At 71.8% G+C, this 17,689-nt stretch carries 12 protein-coding genes; 7 read left to right on the forward strand and 5 right to left on the reverse strand.

Annotation, left to right across the window (positions count from 1 at the left end):
* Positions 1 to 75 precede the first annotated feature (75 nt).
* From ABZ374_RS16335 to ABZ374_RS16345, 3 genes are all read right to left on the reverse strand, one after another.
* Positions 76 to 351, reverse strand: a complete 276-nt coding sequence (locus ABZ374_RS16335; RefSeq protein WP_360311356.1) for a hypothetical protein — start codon at positions 349 to 351, stop codon at positions 76 to 78.
* A gap of 239 nt (positions 352 to 590) precedes the next feature.
* A complete protein-coding gene (locus tag ABZ374_RS16340; protein ID WP_360311358.1) occupies positions 591 to 6,131 on the reverse strand; it encodes a carboxyl transferase domain-containing protein in 5,541 nt (1,846 codons plus the stop codon).
* Positions 6,132 to 6,349: 218 nt separating this feature from the next.
* Positions 6,350 to 7,189 (reverse strand): SDR family NAD(P)-dependent oxidoreductase, encoded by an 840-nt coding sequence (locus tag ABZ374_RS16345; protein ID WP_360311360.1) that lies wholly within the window; start codon positions 7,187 to 7,189, stop codon positions 6,350 to 6,352.
* 475 nt (positions 7,190 to 7,664) lie between these two features.
* On the opposite strand from ABZ374_RS16345, the gene ABZ374_RS16350 reads away from it, so the two are divergent.
* From ABZ374_RS16350 to ABZ374_RS16360, 3 genes are read left to right on the forward strand one after another with little or no spacing between them, the layout of a single operon-like run.
* Complete coding sequence (locus ABZ374_RS16350) at positions 7,665 to 7,985, forward strand: acyl carrier protein (RefSeq protein ID WP_360311598.1); 321 nt, start codon at positions 7,665 to 7,667, stop codon at positions 7,983 to 7,985.
* A complete protein-coding gene (locus ABZ374_RS16355; protein WP_360311362.1) occupies positions 7,978 to 9,231 on the forward strand; it encodes a beta-ketoacyl-[acyl-carrier-protein] synthase family protein in 1,254 nt (417 codons plus the stop codon). The genes ABZ374_RS16350 and ABZ374_RS16355 overlap by 8 nt, the downstream gene beginning before the upstream one ends.
* Before the next feature lie 20 nt (positions 9,232 to 9,251).
* Positions 9,252 to 10,664 carry a hypothetical protein gene (locus tag ABZ374_RS16360; protein WP_360311364.1) on the forward strand — a complete coding sequence of 471 codons (1,413 nt, stop codon included), beginning with the start codon at positions 9,252 to 9,254 and terminating at the stop codon, positions 10,662 to 10,664.
* 102 nt (positions 10,665 to 10,766) lie between these two features.
* Here the strand turns inward: ABZ374_RS16360 and ABZ374_RS16365 are convergent, their stop codons facing one another.
* Together ABZ374_RS16365 and ABZ374_RS16370 are read right to left on the reverse strand one after the other, a co-directional pair.
* A complete protein-coding gene (locus ABZ374_RS16365) occupies positions 10,767 to 11,135 on the reverse strand; it encodes a chaplin (protein ID WP_360311366.1) in 369 nt (122 codons plus the stop codon).
* Positions 11,136 to 11,311: 176 nt separating this feature from the next.
* On the reverse strand, positions 11,312 to 11,683 hold the full coding sequence (locus ABZ374_RS16370) for a hypothetical protein (protein WP_360311368.1): 372 nt from the start codon (positions 11,681 to 11,683) through the stop codon (positions 11,312 to 11,314).
* Between the two features lie 205 nt (positions 11,684 to 11,888).
* Here ABZ374_RS16370 and ABZ374_RS16375 point away from each other — a divergent pair, with 205 nt between their 5' ends.
* The 4 genes from ABZ374_RS16375 to ABZ374_RS16390 all read left to right on the forward strand — a co-directional run bounded on the left by ABZ374_RS16375 (position 11,889) and on the right by ABZ374_RS16390 (position 16,836).
* Entirely contained in the window at positions 11,889 to 12,536 is a 648-nt protein-coding gene (locus ABZ374_RS16375) for a TetR/AcrR family transcriptional regulator (RefSeq protein ID WP_360311370.1), read from the forward strand.
* 58 nt (positions 12,537 to 12,594) lie between these two features.
* Positions 12,595 to 13,800: an SGNH/GDSL hydrolase family protein gene (locus tag ABZ374_RS16380; RefSeq protein ID WP_360311372.1), complete on the forward strand. Its 1,206-nt coding sequence runs from the start codon at positions 12,595 to 12,597 to the stop codon at positions 13,798 to 13,800.
* A gap of 91 nt (positions 13,801 to 13,891) precedes the next feature.
* Positions 13,892 to 15,091, forward strand: coding sequence for a hypothetical protein (locus tag ABZ374_RS16385; protein ID WP_360311374.1), 1,200 nt, complete (start codon positions 13,892 to 13,894; stop codon positions 15,089 to 15,091).
* Positions 15,092 to 15,243: 152 nt separating this feature from the next.
* Entirely contained in the window at positions 15,244 to 16,836 is a 1,593-nt protein-coding gene (locus ABZ374_RS16390) for an amidase (RefSeq protein WP_360311376.1), read from the forward strand.
* Positions 16,837 to 17,689 lie beyond the last annotated feature (853 nt).

Below are 17,689 nucleotides of genomic sequence, written 5' to 3' on the forward strand. Positions count from 1 at the left end.
TTCTGCACATCATCGAGATGGGATGCACCGACATGGCCCTCATCGCGGTGACCGGCCCCCTCACCGGCCGGATCGTCATCGGCAACGCGGACCGCCTTCGCCGCCACCACCGCCACCGCCCCACGGGCCCCAGCCGCCGCCCCCGCCGCCGCCGTGGGCGTCACCGCCGCCGTAGCCCCAACCGCCGGCGCCACCACCACCGCCACCGCCCCAGCCACCCGACTTCGGAGCCGACGACTCCGTGGACGGGTCGCCGTCGGCCCCCAGCGAGAACGCCGGCGCGGCCGAGGCGGCGCCCGCCATCAACAGCGCCGCGACAACGGTGACCGAGGCGCGCGTGATCCTGCGCATGAAATCCCCTTACCTTCGAACCCGACCACCCCGGGCGAGGTGGTCGGGTTCATCCTGAACACAGATCGGCGGCGGATTTTCCGGGAGCAGGCCGGCAAACGGCCCACCACTATCGGGATTTCGGGCATCGTCGCTGCTCATCGCCCCGGTCGACGAATTTCCGAACCACCCCTACGGACGCACGCCGCATTGCTGCATTCGGGCGACCGGCCGCGGGTGGGCCGGGCGCCGCGGCGGACTCAACCGGGTGTGTGCTCGGGTACCGGCGTGCGAAGTGCGAGCGACTCGGCCCGCGTTGCCTCGACCCGGGGGCCGGAAGCCGGGTACAGGCGGGACTCGATGGCCTCGATGATCCGCGGGCGCAGTTCCTCGGCCCGGATCACCACATCGACGGAGCCGACCTCGACCGCCCGCCGGATGTCGTGCACGCGGTCGAACTCCGCGGCCACCTCGCCGAGTTTCTCCGCCCGGACCGACGCGCGCAGTTCGTCGAGCTCGGCCTTCGCGGTGGACCGCGCCGCGCCGAATGTGGTCGCGACGCGGGCCTCCTGCTCCCGCACCCTGGGGTCGGCGGCGGTCCGGGCGTGCACGTCGCCGGCGAACACCACCGCGGCGGCAGGGGCGCCGCCCAGGACCGAGGCGTACGAGCCCTCCAACGCGAGTACGGTCATGTTCGGGTTCAGCGCCTTGGAGAAGACCACGAACGCCCCGCCGTGGTAGCGGGAGATGACGCAGAAGACGATCGGGCCGTCGAAGTTCACGATCGCCCGGCCGATCTCCGCGCCGTACTCCAGTTGCAGCTTGCGCATCGACTCGGGCGAGCCGTCGAACCCGGACAGGTTCGCCAGCACCACCAGCGGCCGGTTGCCCGAGGCCGCGTTGATCGCCCGTGCGACCTTCTTCGACGACTGCGGGAACAGGGTGCCGGCGGTGTAGGTGTCCGGGCCGTCGGTGGGCGGGAAGCCGAGGCGCGGCACCGACCGCGACTCGATCCCGATCAGGCACACCGGCACGCCGCCCAGACGCACGTCCTGCACCGCCGCGGTGTCCGCGTCGGCCATCCCCGCCCAGCGCTCCGATACCGGGTGGTCCTGGTCGGACAGCGCGCGCATCACGGTACGGATGTCGAACGGCTTCTTGCGATCCGGGTTGTGCTCCGCCGAGAAGATCTCGCCGACGGCGGCGAAGTCGCTGCCCGCCAGCACGTGCGGGAAGTCGCGGATGTCCCGGTCGATCGGATCGATCGTGCCCGCCCGCCGCGGCATCCGCTCGCCGGGCGCGACGTAGGTGTGGTCGTAGTGCTCCATCAGCACGTCGCGCGCGGCGCTCAGGTTCGGCGCCCAGTACTGCGCCTGGCCGTTGGGCCCCATCACCCGGTCGTAGCCGCCGATGCCGAAGTTGTCCTCGGCCGAGACACCCCCGGAGAAGTCCAACGACTGCTTGCCGGTGAGCACCATCGCCGAGTCCGGCGTCATCACCAGGATGCCCTTGGTGTGCATCAGCATGGTCGCCTCGGCGTTCCAGTACGGCTGGGCGCCCACGGTGATCCCGGCGACCACGATGTTGATCTCGCCGCCGTCCTGGGTGAACGTGACGATGCGCTTGAGCGCCGCCGCCACCCAGTCCATGTTCTCGGTACCCGAGGTCATCGAGATCCGCGCACCCGCCGACAACGCGAACCACTCCACCGGCACTCGCAGGCGCTCGGCCAGGTCGAGTGCGGCGATCACCCGGCGGCACTCCGGCTCGGACAACGCGCCGAGCGACTTGGTCGGGTCGCCGAGCAAAACGACCCTGGTGACGCCCTGGGGATGCAGCGCGGTCGGCGTGTCGACCACACCGACGACGATCGCCGCGGTGTTGTTGCCCCGCGGCCGGTCGACCGGCACCAGCAGGTTCGCGTCGTCCAGGTCGTACTCGACGAACTCGCCCAACAAGCGTGTGAGTTCATACGGATACACGGTCTTGCGAGCGGCCGCGCGCAGCACCTTGCTGCGGTAGTCGTCGACCGGCTCGACCGGCTCGACCGAGCGCTCGCCGACGGTGAGTTCGGTGCCGCCGGAGGCGTCGAAGGCGATCCGCACCGCGATCTTGCCCAGTTCGCCGCTGCTCCGGTCGCGCCGGCGGGCGATGAACACGATCTCCTCCAACCCGGCGCCCTCGATCGTGGGCACCACGCGCTCGGCGATCGTCTCCAGTTCCGCGCGGGTGATCTCGCTCGGCGGCCAGACGTAGATCACGATCCGGTTGGTGTCGGCGTACTTCCCCGCGGGTCGGCGCGACTGGGCGCGGCGGATCGAGTCGAGGCAGGTGGCGACGACGTTCTCGGCCGTCGGCAGCGCGACCAGCCTGCCGTCGTGATCGCGCAGCTCGGTCAGGTCCCGGACCTGGGCGAAGGCGACCAGGCGGTCGTCGCTGGGGTTCGCCCGCGCGACGCACCGGAACAGGTAGACCTCCTCGTCCGAGGACGGCAATCGGGTGAGGTCGAACTCGCTCAGCCGCTCCAACTGCATGCGCCGCGCGATATACGGGTGCAGACCCCGGATCAGCCGCTCCTCGGCCATCCCGGTGCCGGTCGGGCGGAACGTGAAGTGGTGGTGCATCACCGCGCCGCCGCGGCCCGCGACGGTGGCGGTGATCCTGCGGACCGGGTTCGACAGCGGGTTCGCGTCCAGCACCTCGCGAAGCGCCGCCGCCATCGCGTCGGGGTCCGCCGGCTGCTTCTCCCAGGCGAGATAGACGTCGGCCTCGACCGCCTCCTCGCCGGCCGCCGTTTCGGCGAGCCCGCGCAGCACGTCGCCCAGTTCGTCGAACCGCACCGCGGCGGAGACCAGGCGCGAGCCCGCGCGCTCGGCGACCACGAACGTGCACCCCGCAGCCCGGCTCGAACGCACGCCGGTGAGGCCCTTGTTGCCGTAGTAGCGCCGGGTCAGCACCTCCAGCATGACGGTGTTGTCCAGGTCGTCGCGGACGAGTCGGCGGCCCAGCAGCCGCACCAGCGGTTCGGTGCTGCGCACCATCGCGGCGATCCGCTCGGCGCGGTCCGGGGTGTCCGGGTGCGCGTCCAAATGCCGCAGGTGCCTGCGGACCGCGGTGTAGACGCGGGCGCGGTTGCGTCGCAGCAGCGGCTGCGCCAACCAGGCGAACACCAGGCCCCGGGCGAGGTCGGCGACCGCGGGGAAACGGACCTGGGTCGCGGCCACCAGCCGCTCCAGGGCGTGCCCGACGGCCTCGCTCAGCGTCGCGTCCGGCGGCGCCTCCCGCAGCCACACCCGCAACAGCGTGGTGACGACGGTGACGTCGGCGGCCGCGCGTTGGCGACCGAGGAAGATCCGGAACACCGCGGCTTCCAACTCGGCCGAGGGCTCCGACTCGGTGACGCCGTAGTGCCCCAGGGCCTTGGCGAGTTTGGCCCGGAACGCCTCGGGCAGTCCGGCCCGTTCGACGTCGAGGCTTTGCAGGTAGGTGTGGAAGTGTTCGCGGGCGCTGTGCACATGGCCCTCGCCGCCGCCGTCCTCGCCCGCCGGGCGGTTGCGGCTCAACTCGGCGAGGTCGGCGAACAGGTCGAGGAGTTCGAGTTCCTGGGCCAGTGGTCGTTCGTGGCCGTCCGCGATGGCCGCCCGGCGCGCGGCGAGGTAGTCGTCCAGGACCCGGCGTTCGTCGTGCGGATCGACGTCGAAGCCCAGCAGCAGCCCGCGCAGGTCCTCCCGGCCGCGCGCGGCGCGCTCCGCCGTCGGGACCGCCTCGGAAGCGACCGGCAGATCCAGGTCCACGGACGCGGTGTCCTCGACCTCGGCGTCGTCGTCGCCGAGCGGCTCCAGGCGCATCAGCGGTGCCCCGGTGTCCACCTGACTGCCCACGGATACGGCGCATTCCTTGAGTCGCGCCCGGAACGGCGCGCGCAGCACCGTCTCCATCTTCATGCTCTCCAGCACGAGCACCGGGGCGCCCGCCTCGACCTCGGCGCCGACCTCCAGCGGCGTCGCGACCACCAGCGCGGGAGCGGGCGAGCGCACCACGCCGCCCTCGTCGCGGCCGACCCGGTGCGTGACGCCGTCGACCTCCACCAGGTGGATCGGCCCGTGGGTGGCGGTGAGCAGGTGGTACGCGGTGCCGTTGACCAGGATCTGCCCGGTGTGGCAATCGAAGCGGTCGAGTTCGACGTCGGCGGTGCGCACCACGTCACCCGCCTGGATGCCGACCCGGAACCGATGCGGGCCCACTCGCGCGACCCGCACCCGGTAACCCACGCCGCGCAGCTTCAGATCCAGCGGTCGGCCGCTCTCGTGCCGCACCTGGGGGCGTCCGCCCGAGGCGGTGGACAACAACCGCTGCCGCTCGACGCGTTCCTCCTCCTCGTACGCCTCGATGGCGGCGGCGGCCAGCGCCACGGCGGAGTGCCGATGCGTGACGAGCCGGCCCTCGGCGCGCACCCGGTCGATCCAGCCGGTGTCCGCGCTGCCGTCGATCACCTCGGGCTGGTCGAGCAGGTCGAGCACGAAGCTCTTGTTCGTCGCGCCGCCCTCGATGATCACCCTGGTCTGCGACATCGCCCGGCGCAGCCGGCCGAGCGCCTCCTCGCGATCGTGGCCGTAGGCGATGATCTTCGCGATCATCGAGTCGAAGTCGGCGGGGATGGTGTCGCCTTCGCCGACGCCGGTGTCCACCCGGATGCCGGGGCCGGTGGGCGGGTCGAAGCGCACGATGCGGCCCGGTGAGGGCGCGAAGTCGCGGTCGGGGTCCTCCGCGTTCAGCCGGGCCTCGATGGCGTGCCCGCGCTCCGCCGGCGGCGCGCCGTGCAGCCGGCCGCCCGACGCCACCCGCAGTTGTGCCTTGACCAGGTCGAATCCGGTGGTGCACTCGGTGATGGGATGTTCGACCTGGAGGCGGGTGTTGACCTCCAGGAAGGCGAACTGCCGGTCGCCGGGGTGGTAGAGGAACTCCACGGTCGCCGCGCCGCGGTAGTCGACGGCGACGGCCAGTCGTTCGGCCGCCGCCTTGAGTTCGGCGGCCTGTTCGGCGTCCAGGACCGGCGACGCCGACTCCTCGATGATCTTCTGGTTGCGCCGTTGGATCGAGCAGTCGCGGACGCCCAGTGCCCACGCGGTGCCCGCGCCGTCGGCGATCACCTGTACCTCGACGTGCCGGGCGCCGGTGACCAGGCGCTCCAGGAACACGACGCCGCTGCCGAACGCCCGCTCGGCCTCCTGGCTGGTGCGCTCGTAGGCGTCGGTCAGTTCGGCCTCGCCGGTGACCACCCGGATGCCGCGCCCGCCCCCGCCCGCGGTGGCCTTCAGCATCAGCGGGTAGCCGATCCGGGCCGCCGCCGCCAACGCGGCGTCCAGGGTCTCGACCGCGCCCCGGCTCCACGGCGCGACGGGCACGCCGACCTCTTCGGCGATGAGCTTCGCGTAGATCTTGTCCCCGAGGCGGCGCATCGCCTCCGCGCTCGGTCCGACGAAGGTGACGCCGACCCTCTCGCACAGTTCCGCGAACGCGGGATCCTCGGCGACGAAGCCCCAGCCGACCCACGCGGCGTCCGCGCCGGTGGCCCGCAACGCGCGCTCCAAGGCCGCGTGATCGAGGTAGGGGCGCGCGGACGCGGGGCCGAGATCGTAGGACAGGTCGGCCTCGCGCACGAAGCCGGCCGCGCGGTCGACGTCGGTGTGCAGGGCGACCGTCTCGATCCGGGTCCCTGTTTCCTGGGCCAACTCCCGCACGGCGTGGATGAGCCGCATCGCGGCCTCACCACGATTGACGATGGCGACACGACTGAACACTCGACGGACCCCTCCTGTGAACCAACGATGTGCGCTCTGCGACACGGCAGTTCCACCGGTGACGACGTTTCGTCGACCGGCCGTGGCGGTGTCGCAGACCGGGCAGGCTACAGGGAGCAGACCGTCGGAAACGACCACGAATCGCCGCATGCCCAAGACCGATCGGGGCGAACCGGAGAGAGCCGAGGCCCGGGTCCCGATGATCGCCTGATCGGTCGTCACCCGTTCGGCGCAGCGCCGCTGGTCGCCTCGTGCGCCGGTCGGGTGTCGCGGCCGTGGGGCCGGTCCGGGCCGGTGCTGAAGTCCTTGGCCAGGCCGGGCATGCCCAGGGTCCGGTACGGGGCGTGCCGCAGCAGGGCCGCCAGCACCTTGTAGCGCAGGCTCGGCACGCACACGACCGGTGGACGGCGCCGGTGGATGGCCCGTACCGCCTGCTTCGCGACGTAGGACGAGGCGAGCGTGAGCGCGGGGGGCGGCGCGCCGATGCCGGCTCGCAGGTGGAACTGCGATCCGGTGTAGCCGAGCACCAGCGCGGTCAGCGCGACGGGCGACGTGCGGATGCGTCGGGAGTAGGCGAACGACTGGGTCATCGCCAACTCGTACGCCTTGGTCGCGCCGTACGCCGTGCCCTGCCAGGCGGGTCCGACGGCTGCCACCGAGGACACGGTCAGGATCCGCCCGCCGCCCCGGCGGAGCATGTCGGGCAGGGCCGCGTGGACGAGCCGGGAGGGGGCGATCACGTTGAGGGCGAGCATGCGTTGCTCGTCCGCCCAGGCCGTGCGGTCGAAGGACGTGCCCAGGGCCGCGCCGGCGTTGTTGATCAGGATGTCGACGTCGCACGCCGCTTCGGCCACCCGTTCGAGATCGGCCTCGACGGTCAGGTCGGCGGGCAACGTGCTTGCCTTGATGTCGTGTTCGGTCGCGAGTTCGACCGCGAGTCGGTCCAGCGGCTCGACACCGCGGGCGACCAGGATCAGATCGTGGCCGCGGCCGGCGAGGGCGCGGGCGAGGTCGGCGCCGAGACCACAACTGGCGCCGGTGACCAGGGCCGTGGACATTATTGCCTCCATCTCGGAACGGGTGTCGGAACGAACCCCGTACGGGCGTCGGAGCGAGCGCGAGCGCACCGCGCGGCGCCCGAGGGACGTCGACGGCTCGGGCCGACGGAGTCCCGGCGCCGGTGGGGCTCGGGTCGGCGACCGCCCGCGGCCCATCTCGCGCACCCGGACGGCTGGTTAACCGCGCGGCCTGGGAAAGGTCACGCCTGCGGCCGCCGTCGTGCGTCCATGGCCCCGATGGTTGCGTACTTGCGGGTGAACATCGCGGCCTGCTCCCGATGCCGTTCCCGACCCATCACCCCAGGTGAAAGGCGGGTTCGGGGGCGTCGGGGCGGCCGCGCGGGAGTTTTGCGCCCGACCTCGCCACCGATACACAAGATGCTCGATCGCATACCCGATCGGGGTTGTTGGTACGGCGACGCGCCGCCGGGTGTGCGCGGTCCGACCGAGCAGGAAGGCATTCCCCGTGTACGCGATGCTGTGTGAGTTGCTGGTCCAGGAGTTCGGCATCGACGCCGCGGATATCGTTCCCGAAGCGACGTTCGACTCGCTGGAGTTGGACTCGCTGTCGCTGGCGGAACTGGCGGTCATCGTCGCGGACCAGACGGACAAGGACTTCGGCGGGCTCGGCAACCTGGACAAGGACACCACGTTGGTCGAGGCCGCCGCGGCGTTCGAGGCGGCGCCGCGGGCCGAGCCGTTCGGCCGGGCGATCCCCGGCCCGGCGACGCCCGCCGACGCGCCCGCCGCCGCCCCGGCCGCGGCTCCGGTCCATGCCTCGTCCTCGGATGGCTGAGTTGGTTGCCGCCGAGGTCGCGGTCACCGGTCTGGGCCTGGTCACCGCCGGCGGGATCGGCGTCGAGGCCACCTGGCGAACCGTGTGCGCGGGCGTTTCCACGGCTCGCCGCGACCCGGTCCTGGCCGGCCTGCCCGTGGACGTCTGCTGCGCGGTCCCGGGCTTCGACGGGGACGCCCTGCTGGGCCGACGGTTGTCCCGCCGGATGGATCGTCCCGCGCAGATGAGCGTCGTCGCCGCCCGCGAGGCCATGGCGGACGCCGCCCTGGATCCGCACGCCTGGGACCCCACCCGGGTCGGCGTGATCATCGGCGCGGGCGGTCCGAGCATGGAATCCCTGACCGAGGCGATGGCGCGGCTGAGCGCGGATCGGGTCACCGCGATCTCCCCGGCCGCGCTGCCCCGTTCCCTGCCGAACACGGCCGGCAGCGAGGTCGCCCTGGATCTGGGCGCCCAGGGCACCAACTTCGCCCCCGCCGCCGGCTGCGCGTCCGGGGCCACCGCGCTGGGCGTCGCCCGGGACCTGGTGCGCGCGGGCACCCTGGACATCGTCTTCGCCGGTGGCGCGGACACGATGTGCAACCGCATCACCGCCGCGGCCTTCGCCCAACTGGGCGCCCTGTCCACCCGTTCCGGCGACCCGGACCGGGCCTGTCGGCCGTTCGACGCCGACCGGGACGGATTCGTCCTGGGCGAGGGCATCGGGGTCCTGGTCCTGGAGCGGCTGGAGCACGCGCGTGCTCGTGGGGCTCGGGTGCGGGCCCTGCTGTCCGGCTACGGCTCCGCGAACGACGCCTATCACCTCACCGCGCCGCACCCCGACGGTCGCGGTGCCCGAATCGCCACCCGCGCGGCCCTGGCCGACGCCGGTTGGAGCCCGGGCGACGTCGACCACGTCAACGCGCACGGCACCGGCACGGTCCTCAACGACGCCGCCGAGGCCCGCTTTCTCGCGGCCACCTTCGCACACCGCCCGCCGGTCACCGCCGTCAAGAGCGTCCTGGGCCACTCCGGTGGCGCGGGCGGCGCGATCGAGGCGGCCGTGACCGTCCTGACCCTCGAACACGGGAGCATCCCGCCCACCGCCAATCACCGGTGCACCGACCCCGACATGGATCTGGACGTCGTTGCCAAGGCCCCGCGCCGCCCCGCCCGCCTGCACACCGCGATCTCCACCTCGGTCGCGTTCGGTGGTCAAAACGCCGTCCTCGCCTTCCGCGCAGCAACCTCAGGAGCCCCCGCATGACCGTGACCCGAGCGGATTCAATGACGGCGCAATCCACCGTCCCGGCCCCCGGCCGGCGACTGGAAGAGTTGGACTGGTGGCGTTCGTGCACCGTCCGGGTGATCGACCCGGCCCCGGAACTGTCGGGCACGGTGCGGTCGTTCCTGGACGACCTGGCGGCGGCGTTCGTGCGCGGCGGGCACCGGGTGATCGCGCCGGGAGACAACGGGACCAGGCTCGACGTGGTCCTGGTGGGCGTCTCGGTGCCGGCCGGCCCCGCTCCGCTGGCCGACCGCATCATGGAGGAACAGACTCCGCTGATGCTCAGGCTCCGCAAGGAGCAGGGGCGCCAGGGCGCGGTAGGCCGACTGGTCGCGGTCGCGGAAGTGTCCGAGCGGATGAGCGAGTTGGCGCATCCCGAGGTGGTGCGCGCCGCGCGCATCCTGATGGCCAGGGTGGGTGTGTTCACGGTCGTGTTCATCACCCCCGGCGCGCTGCCCGGGGAGGTCGCCGAGGCGACCCTGTGCACGATGGAGGGCGGGCACCCCACCGAGACCGAGCACGTCGCCCAGGGCATCTGCGATCGGCTGGTCGCCGCGGCCTGTGCGCACGAGGTGGCCGGTCGCCACGACGTGGTGCGCGACGCGATCACCGCCGAAGCGTGGGCCGCCGCCCGCGCGCCGCGCAGCCTGGCGGTGGCCGGGACGCGGATGGGGGATCTCGGGTTGTTGCCGGCCCCGCACGCGATGGCCGACTTCGTATCGCCCCGGCTCAGTCGCACGTACGCGATGTACCTCAACCTCCAGGGCTTCAGCGAGGGCATGCTCTTCGCCTTCGACCCCGACCTCGACGCGCTCGTGGTCACCGCGTCCGGACGCTGGGGCGTCGACAAGCGCGACCTCTCCGCCGGCGACCTGGTGGCCGTCGATCATCGGCTGAACCAGGGCCGGTTGCGCGTCCTGGCGCCCGTGGGCACGCAGCCGATGGCACCGTCGGTGGAGGCGTGGGAGGTCTGCGCGCTCTTCGAGGCGGCGCCCACCGTGCGGATCGGCCGGAACGCGGCCGGGCATTGGCAGTGGGACCCGAACGGTACGCACGAGGTGCCGGCCATCCGGGCCGGCCTGCACGCGCATGTCGGTGTCTCGCACGCCGACCCGACGCTGATCGAGAGCATCCCGCCGGACCGGGATCGTTATCCGTACGGTTTCGGCTGTGGCACGGACCTGATGATCGACGTCGCCCGCTCCACCCTGAGCGCCTCCCGCGCGCTGCACGACCCCGCGGACGGCCGGCACTACGTGCGCTGGCCGATGCTCTATCACGGCGAGATGGCCCTGGAACTGTGGGGACCCGACCAGCCCGACGAGCCGCTGAGCGGGCTCCTGGATCTCTTCGATCCGCAGGTGTTGGGAGCCGTGCACTTCCACCCGGACCACATCGACCAGCCCTGCTGAACCCCGCACCGCACGCCTGACCGGCACGACGTCGGCCCCGACCGTTTCGATGGTCGGGGCCGACGTCGCGGTGCTCGCGGCTTCGGTGGCGAGCGAGGAGGGTCAGACCCCCACGCGGTCGAGCAGCGAGCGGTGGCCGCTGTCGTGCTGGTAACCACCGTGCGGGTGGCCCTGCGGGCGGTGGCCCTCGTGCTCGTAGCCCTCGTCCTCGTCCTCGATGTCGTACTCGGTCTCGGCGATGATGCAGGCGTTGCCGAACGCCGGGTTGAGCGCGGCGCCCGCGTTGGCGGTGTTGCCGCATCCCTCGGCCGGCGTGTGGAACGGGGACTGGCCGATGTTCCCGGAAAAGACACCCGAGGACTTCACGGCGGCGGCGTTGGCCTCGGAGCTCGCGCTCGCGGCGCCCGTGCCTCCCATCACGAGGGCGGCGGTACCGGCGGCCAGGACACCGGCCTTCTTCAACGAGTTCACGAAATCTCCCGTATAGCGCAGCGTCCGCGCCGCTCGATTGCGGCGCGCACTCCTCTCAACGAGGCGGTCACGGCTCCGGCAACCACCGTCACCCCGGTTCACCCGAATGGCATGCCCACGCCCCGCACCGTGCCCCGGTCGGCCGCCGGCCGGGTGCGGCTCGGGTCGGGGCGGGCTCACCGCGCCGGCAGGCTCCGGAGCCGGCGGGAGGTGCGGTGGACGGTGAGGACGAGTACGGCGGATGCGGCCACGATCAGGCCGACGAACGCCGGATGGATGTCCTTGGACAGGCTTTGCGCGCCGTCCGGCCGGACCAACCACACGGTGAGCGGGATCGCGAAGGCGACGGCCACGAGCGCGGCCGCCCGGCGGACCGCCCGGTCGCGCACCCGCCGGAGGGCGACGACCAGGGCGATGGTCACCGGCACGACCGCGAGCAGGGCGAACTGGGCGAGGACCATCACGGGCACGGCCCACGCGCTGATGGTCACCGCCCGGGGCATGCGTCGGTCCGTGCCCGCGGGTGGGGCGGTTGCCACGGCTGTCATGAGGTGCTCCCTGTCTGTGCTGGTCGGGCGCATGGAACGGAGGTACCGCGCCGCCGGAAAGCCTTAGCAGTCTTGCCGTTCGTTATAAGTTGTAACGCCTGCAAGCTGTCATCGTCAAGAACGTTCGTGATACCTTCTAACCAGACCTTGAGCATGTAGCCATCGAGGTCCCCGAGGTCCACCGAGGTCCGGAAAGAGGCAGACCATGACCGAGACCGATGCGGCGACCCCCCGGGAGCGCTATCGCAGCCAGGTGCGTGCGGAGATCAAGGAACACGCCCGGGAACAGATCGCCACCGCCGGCGCCTCGGCGCTCTCGCTCAACGCGATCGCCAAACGCATGGGCCTGAGCGGACCCGCCCTCTACCGCTACTACGCCGGCCGCGACGACCTGATCACCGAGCTCGTCATCGACGCCTACCGCAGCCTCGCCGACGCCCTCCAGGCGGCGTCCGCCCCCGGGCCCGACCCGGCCGCCCTGGCGCACGCCATGCGCAGGTGGGCCCTGGACGACCCACAGCGCTACCTCCTCATCTACGGCACCCCCGTGCCCGGCTACCACGCCCCCGATCACGTCACCCTGATCGCCAACGAGCTGATGACGATGTTGCTCGACGCCTGCTCCGTGACACCGCCCGACCGCCCCACGACCCCGCTCGACGCCCACCTCGAAAACCACCGGGACTGGGCCGCCCACCACCCCGCCCCACCCGCCGTGCTGCACCGCGCCCTGAGCCTGTGGACCCGGCTCCACGGCGTGTTGTCCCTCGAACTCGCGGGCCACTTCGCCGGGATGGCCTTCGACCCCGCCCTCCTGTTCGCCGCCGAACTGGAAGACCTGCTCGCCGACTAGGGGTATCCTCCCGGTGGCCCGTTCCCGTCCGTCCCTCCCGATCGAAGAGACCGAGGCAATGAACTCCGAACCCGAACGGGTCACCACCCCCATCACCGCCGACCTGGTGCGCGGCGCCCTCGATCTGGAGCACACCGACCGCGGCGTACTGCCCCACCGACTGCCCGCCCGCGCCCGGCGGCAGATCCCCGACGGTCAGCTCGCGATGGCCGAATCGCAGCCCTCCGGCGTGCGGTTGGCCCTGCGCACCCGGGCCGGCGCCGTCGAACTGGACGTCGTGGCCACCAAACGGGTCTACCCGGGCGCCCCGCCGCGCCCCGACGGGGTGTACGAACTCGTGGTCGACGGACGGGTCGTGGACCGGGCCGAGGTCACCGACGGCGACACGCTCACCATCGATCTGGCCGCCGGCACCGCACAGACCCGACTCGGGCCGGTGGCGACCGTGCGGTTCACCGGCCTGCCCGTCGACGACAAGGACGTCGAGATCTGGCTGCCGCACGACGAGACCACCCTGCTGGTCGCCCTGCGCACCGACGCCCCCGTGTCCGCGCCACCGCCCGACGGCCGCAAGGTCTGGCTGCACCACGGCAGTTCGATCAGCCACGGCTCCAACGCGGCCACCCCGACCGGGATCTGGCCCGCAGTGGCCGCACGCCTGGGAGGCGCGGAACTGATCAATCTGGGGTTCGGCGGCAGTGCCCTGCTCGACCCGTTCACCGCCCGCACGATGCGCGACACGCCCGCCGACCTGATCAGCGTCAAGATCGGCATCAACCTCGTCAACACCGACCTGATGCGACTGCGTGCCTTCGGCCCGGCCGTGCACGGCTTCCTCGACACCATCCGCGACGGGCACCCCGACACGCCGCTGTTGGTCGTCTCGCCCATCCACTGCCCCATCCACGAGCACACCCCGGGGCCCAGCGCCCTGGACCTCGACGCGATGCGGGAGGGACGCGTGCGGTTCACGGCCGGCGGCGATCCCGCGCAGGTCGCCGCCGGCAAGCTCACACTCGGCGTGATCCGGGACGAGTTGGCCGGCATCGTCCGGCAGCGTGCCGTCGACGATCCCCACCTGCACCACCTCGACGGCCTCGACCTCTACGGTGCGGCGGACCACGCCGAACTGCCGCTGCCCGACGCGCTGCACCCGGACCCCGCCACCCACCGCCGGATCGGCGAACGCTTCGCCCACCTGGTGTTCGGCCCCGGCGGCGCGTTCGCCGACCCGATCGACCCACCGGGATCACCCCGCCGCTGATCCCGCCGACCGTGTCCGGGATCACCTCGGCCGGACGGTCAAACCACTTGGTGGCATTGACAGTTGCACCCCTCCTACCCACCTTGCCTGCATGCCCATACGAAGCAGGTTAAGACAGAAGATCGCGACCGTGGTGGGGGTGCTCGCCCTCACCGCCGCGGCGCTGACCGCGGCTCCGGCGGCGCACGCCGACAACACCGCCCCGGTCGAACTCCCCCGACCGGTCGCCGGCGACCCGGTCAACCACGCGGGGATGTTGCAGGCCGAGGTCGGCTTCTGGAACGTGGCGCGGATCGGCGCGTACGGTCTCAACTCGGACGGCGCCGACGCGGTCCCGCCGCCCGGCGGCTGGGACGACCTGAGCAAGCCGTGGACCGGCCAGGGCGCGATCTCGCGGACCGCGGGCAAGCTCCTGATGGTGTACCGCAATTCGTTCGACGGTTCGCTCGTGCCCTCCTCGTGTTCGGCGAACGTGATCGCCGGCGCCAACCGGAGCACCATCGTCACCGCGGGCCACTGCTTCAAGGTGACCGCCAACATCCGCGGCGGACTCGGCGACGACGTGGTCACCAACGCGGTGTTCATCCCCGGTTTCAACGGCGCGAACGTGCCCCGCTACACCGGTGGCGACAGCAACAACGCGCCGTTGCCCGGCACCGACATCGCGCCCTACGGCGTCTGGGGCGTCACCCGCGCCTGGATCACCCCGACCTGGGACGCGGACAGCACCTTCCGTTCCGGCGGCGACGTCGCGATGGCCACCGTGGAACGCCCCGGTGACCCCACCCCGATCCAACAACTCACCGGCGGCCAGAACATCGCCTTCGGCGTGGCGGCCAACCCGCTCTCGCTGCACCAGTTCGGCTATCCCACCGACAACACCCGCAACTGGTACTGGACGAAGAACAGCGACGGCACCACCGCGGCCGACTTCGGCGTCGCCCCCTCACTGCGACGCGGTTTCGACGGCCGGTCCCTGATGTACGCGCACGGCAACACGATCAACGATTCGACCGTCAACCTGGCCCACGACATGGCCTCGGCGATGTCGCCCGGCTCCAGTGGCGGACCCTGGTTGCAGAACTTCGACCCGGCCACCGGCACCGGCACCCAGATCGCGGTCACCTCGCGCTTCACCAACTCCGCAGGCAACTCGCCCTGGTGGGACGCGGTTTGGGCGATCGTGCACGGCAGCACCCCGAACTGGGCGTACGGCCCCTATCTGATGTCCAACGGCTTCGGGGACCTGACCCAGGCGATGTACGACGTCGTCGGGAACGCCACCACCTGACCGGCCACACTCCTCCCCGCCCGGAGCGCCCGCGAGGTGCGCTCCGGGCGGGTGGACGGTCCGGAACCCAACCGTGAACGCGAGGCTCTCGTTCCCGGCAGGTGGCACCTCGTCCTTGTGCCGGGGCACCCGGATGTAGTGCGATGACCCGCATGACAAAAAAGAGCGTTGCCCTGTTGATCACCGCCCTGGTCGCCGGGTGCCTGGTGACGGGTTCGCCGAGTTCGGCCACCGAGGCCGCCGAGACCGCCGCCGCCGGCGATTCGCCGGCCCGATTGGGCGTCGATCTCGACACGGTCACCATTGCGGAGTTACAGGCGCGGATGGCGCGTGGCTCGTTGACCTCGTCGGCGCTGACCGGCGCCTACCTGTGGCGGATCAAGACCGTCGACCCGCGGATCCACGCGGTGTTGCGCACCGACCCGACGGCGCTGCGCCAGGCGGCCGCCAGCGATGACCGGCGTCGGCGCGGCGAGAGTCGTGGCCCGCTCGACGGCATTCCGATCCTGCTCAAGGACAACGTGGACACCCGCGGTCTGCCGACGACGGCCGGGTCGCTGGCGCTGGCCGGCCACGCGCCGGACGCCGACGCCGCGCTGGTGACCCGGCTGCGCGACGCGGGGGCGGTGATCCTCGGCAAGACGAATCTCTCCGAATGGGCGAACTTCCGTGCGGCCAGGCCCACCTCGGGATGGTCCGCGGTGGGCGGGCAGACCCGGAATCCGTACGTGCTGGACCGCAACCCCTGCGGCTCGTCGGCCGGTTCGGGCGCCGCACTCGCCGCGTCGTTGGCCCAGGTGGCGATCGGCACCGAAACGGACGGTTCGATCGTGTGCCCGGCCGGGGCGAACGGTGTCGTCGGCCACAAACCCAGCCTGGGTCTGGTCGATCAGGCCGGTGTGGTGCCGATCTCCGCCGAGCAGGACACCGCCGGGCCGATGGCACGCAACGTGACCGATGCCGCGCTCACGCTCGCGGTCCTCAGCGGTGGCCGACTGCCGCGCCTCGCCGAAACCTTCGACGTCACCGGCGACTCCACCCGTCCGGGCGGTCTGCACGGCAAGCGCATCGGTCTGTGGCGACTGCCCACGCTCGGGCCGGACGTGGACGCGTTGATGACCCGTACGGCGGACCGCCTGCGCCGGGCGGGCGCCGAAGTGGTCGAGGTGAACCTCCCCTACCAGGAACGACTCGCCGAGTTGGAGTTCCCGGCGCTGCTCAGCGAGTTCCACCGGGACATCGACGCCTACCTGGCCACCCGGCAGGGGCCGCGGAACCTCGCCGAGCTGATCGAGTTCAACCGCAGTCACCCGGCGGAACAGACCTGCTTCGCCGGTCAGGAGTTGTTCGAGCAGGCGTTGGCCGCGCCGCCGACCACCGACCCGCAATACCGGGCGGCGCGCGCCGAGTTGAAGGATCTCTCCCGGCGGTCGATCGACGAGACCATGGCCGCGCATCGCCTGGACGCGATCGCCTCGCCGACGAACCCGCCCGCCTGGACCACCGATTGTGTCCGCGGCGACAACGACGTGATCCCGTCCTCTACCCCTGCGGCCGTGTCCGGCTACCCGTCGTTGTCGGTGCCCGCCGGCTTCGTGGGCGAACTGCCGGTCGGCGTGCTGCTGATGGCCGGTGACCACCGGGACGCCGAACTGCTGTCGCTGGGGGCGGCGGTCGAGCGTCGACTGGACGCCTGGAAGGCGCCGCGCTACCTGCCGACGGTGGGATCCCGCACCTCGGGGTGAATCGCCGGCGACGGGCCCGGTCGGCGACACGCCGGCCGGGCCCGTCGCCGTTGCGGTCTCGGTCCGGATTCCCGCGCACCCGTGGACCGCGCGGGCGGCGGATGGGACAAAACAACGGCACCGGACCGGTCCGGAAAGAACCGAGAGGCAACCGTGAGGGAGTCTTTGCCCACCCCGGTGGCCGATAGAAGGCACAGGGCACACATTTCTGCCCTCTCCGAAGGCCGGATTTCGCCGCCCCGACCACGATTCGACCACTCCGGGTAGTCGAACGATTCCGCCGCGTCGATCCGGATCGGCTCGCTTCGTCCGCGCGGCAGGACATCGTGTATTCCGACCCCGGCGGAAGTCGCCACTCCGCCGGCGCGGGACGCGGCCCGCGCGCCGCCCCGACGACCCCGCAGGTGACCGGCTCGATTCCGGTCCGCGCCGACCTTTTCGGGGGGTACCCCCGAGGACCCCCGGGTCGCGCCCGACTCGTCCCGGATTCCGTTCCGGCTGCGACGTGCGCCCGGCACCGGCGACCTCGCGTCCGGCGTCACCGGGCAGCGGGCGAACAGTCACCATGCCGTCACCCCGGGTATCCATCGCCCGCACCAACGGGCCAATTCACGTTGGCTCGTATTCGCCTGTTGGTGCCTGCGCGCCCGAATCTATTTTTCATTTCGGCTTCAACCGTGACCGCGAAGAAAGTGCAATCCTCAATCGCGGTCACAAAAGTGGACGGGACCGTGATCCTTCCGGGGACGAATGATCACGGTTTCGAATTCCACCGGAGCCGGGCCGCTGTCGACGCGTGGCGTCGACCTGCGGTGGAAGAGTGGCGCGGGCGATCCGTATCCGATCGTTCGTC

This window comes from Embleya sp. NPDC005971 (assembly GCF_040629175.1).
In the GTDB taxonomy this organism is placed as follows: domain Bacteria; phylum Actinomycetota; class Actinomycetes; order Streptomycetales; family Streptomycetaceae; genus Embleya.

What these genes read in the sequence shown, in the direction of transcription:
- ABZ374_RS16375 (WP_360311370.1), top strand. Translation starts at nt 11,889, where the DNA reads ATGACCGAGACCGATGCGGCGACCCCCCGGGAGCGCTATCGCAGCCAG.
- ABZ374_RS16350 (WP_360311598.1), top strand. Translation starts at nt 7,665, where the DNA reads ATGCTGTGTGAGTTGCTGGTCCAGGAGTTCGGCATCGACGCCGCGGAT.
- ABZ374_RS16385 (WP_360311374.1), top strand. Translation starts at nt 13,892, where the DNA reads ATGCCCATACGAAGCAGGTTAAGACAGAAGATCGCGACCGTGGTGGGG.
- ABZ374_RS16380 (WP_360311372.1), top strand. Translation starts at nt 12,595, where the DNA reads ATGAACTCCGAACCCGAACGGGTCACCACCCCCATCACCGCCGACCTG.
- ABZ374_RS16370 (WP_360311368.1), bottom strand. Translation starts at nt 11,683, where the DNA reads ATGACAGCCGTGGCAACCGCCCCACCCGCGGGCACGGACCGACGCATG.
- ABZ374_RS16360 (WP_360311364.1), top strand. Translation starts at nt 9,252, where the DNA reads ATGACGGCGCAATCCACCGTCCCGGCCCCCGGCCGGCGACTGGAAGAG.
- ABZ374_RS16390 (WP_360311376.1), top strand. Translation starts at nt 15,244, where the DNA reads ATGACAAAAAAGAGCGTTGCCCTGTTGATCACCGCCCTGGTCGCCGGG.
- ABZ374_RS16335 (WP_360311356.1), bottom strand. Translation starts at nt 351, where the DNA reads ATGCGCAGGATCACGCGCGCCTCGGTCACCGTTGTCGCGGCGCTGTTG.
- ABZ374_RS16345 (WP_360311360.1), bottom strand. Translation starts at nt 7,189, where the DNA reads ATGTCCACGGCCCTGGTCACCGGCGCCAGTTGTGGTCTCGGCGCCGAC.
- ABZ374_RS16355 (WP_360311362.1), top strand. Translation starts at nt 7,978, where the DNA reads ATGGCTGAGTTGGTTGCCGCCGAGGTCGCGGTCACCGGTCTGGGCCTG.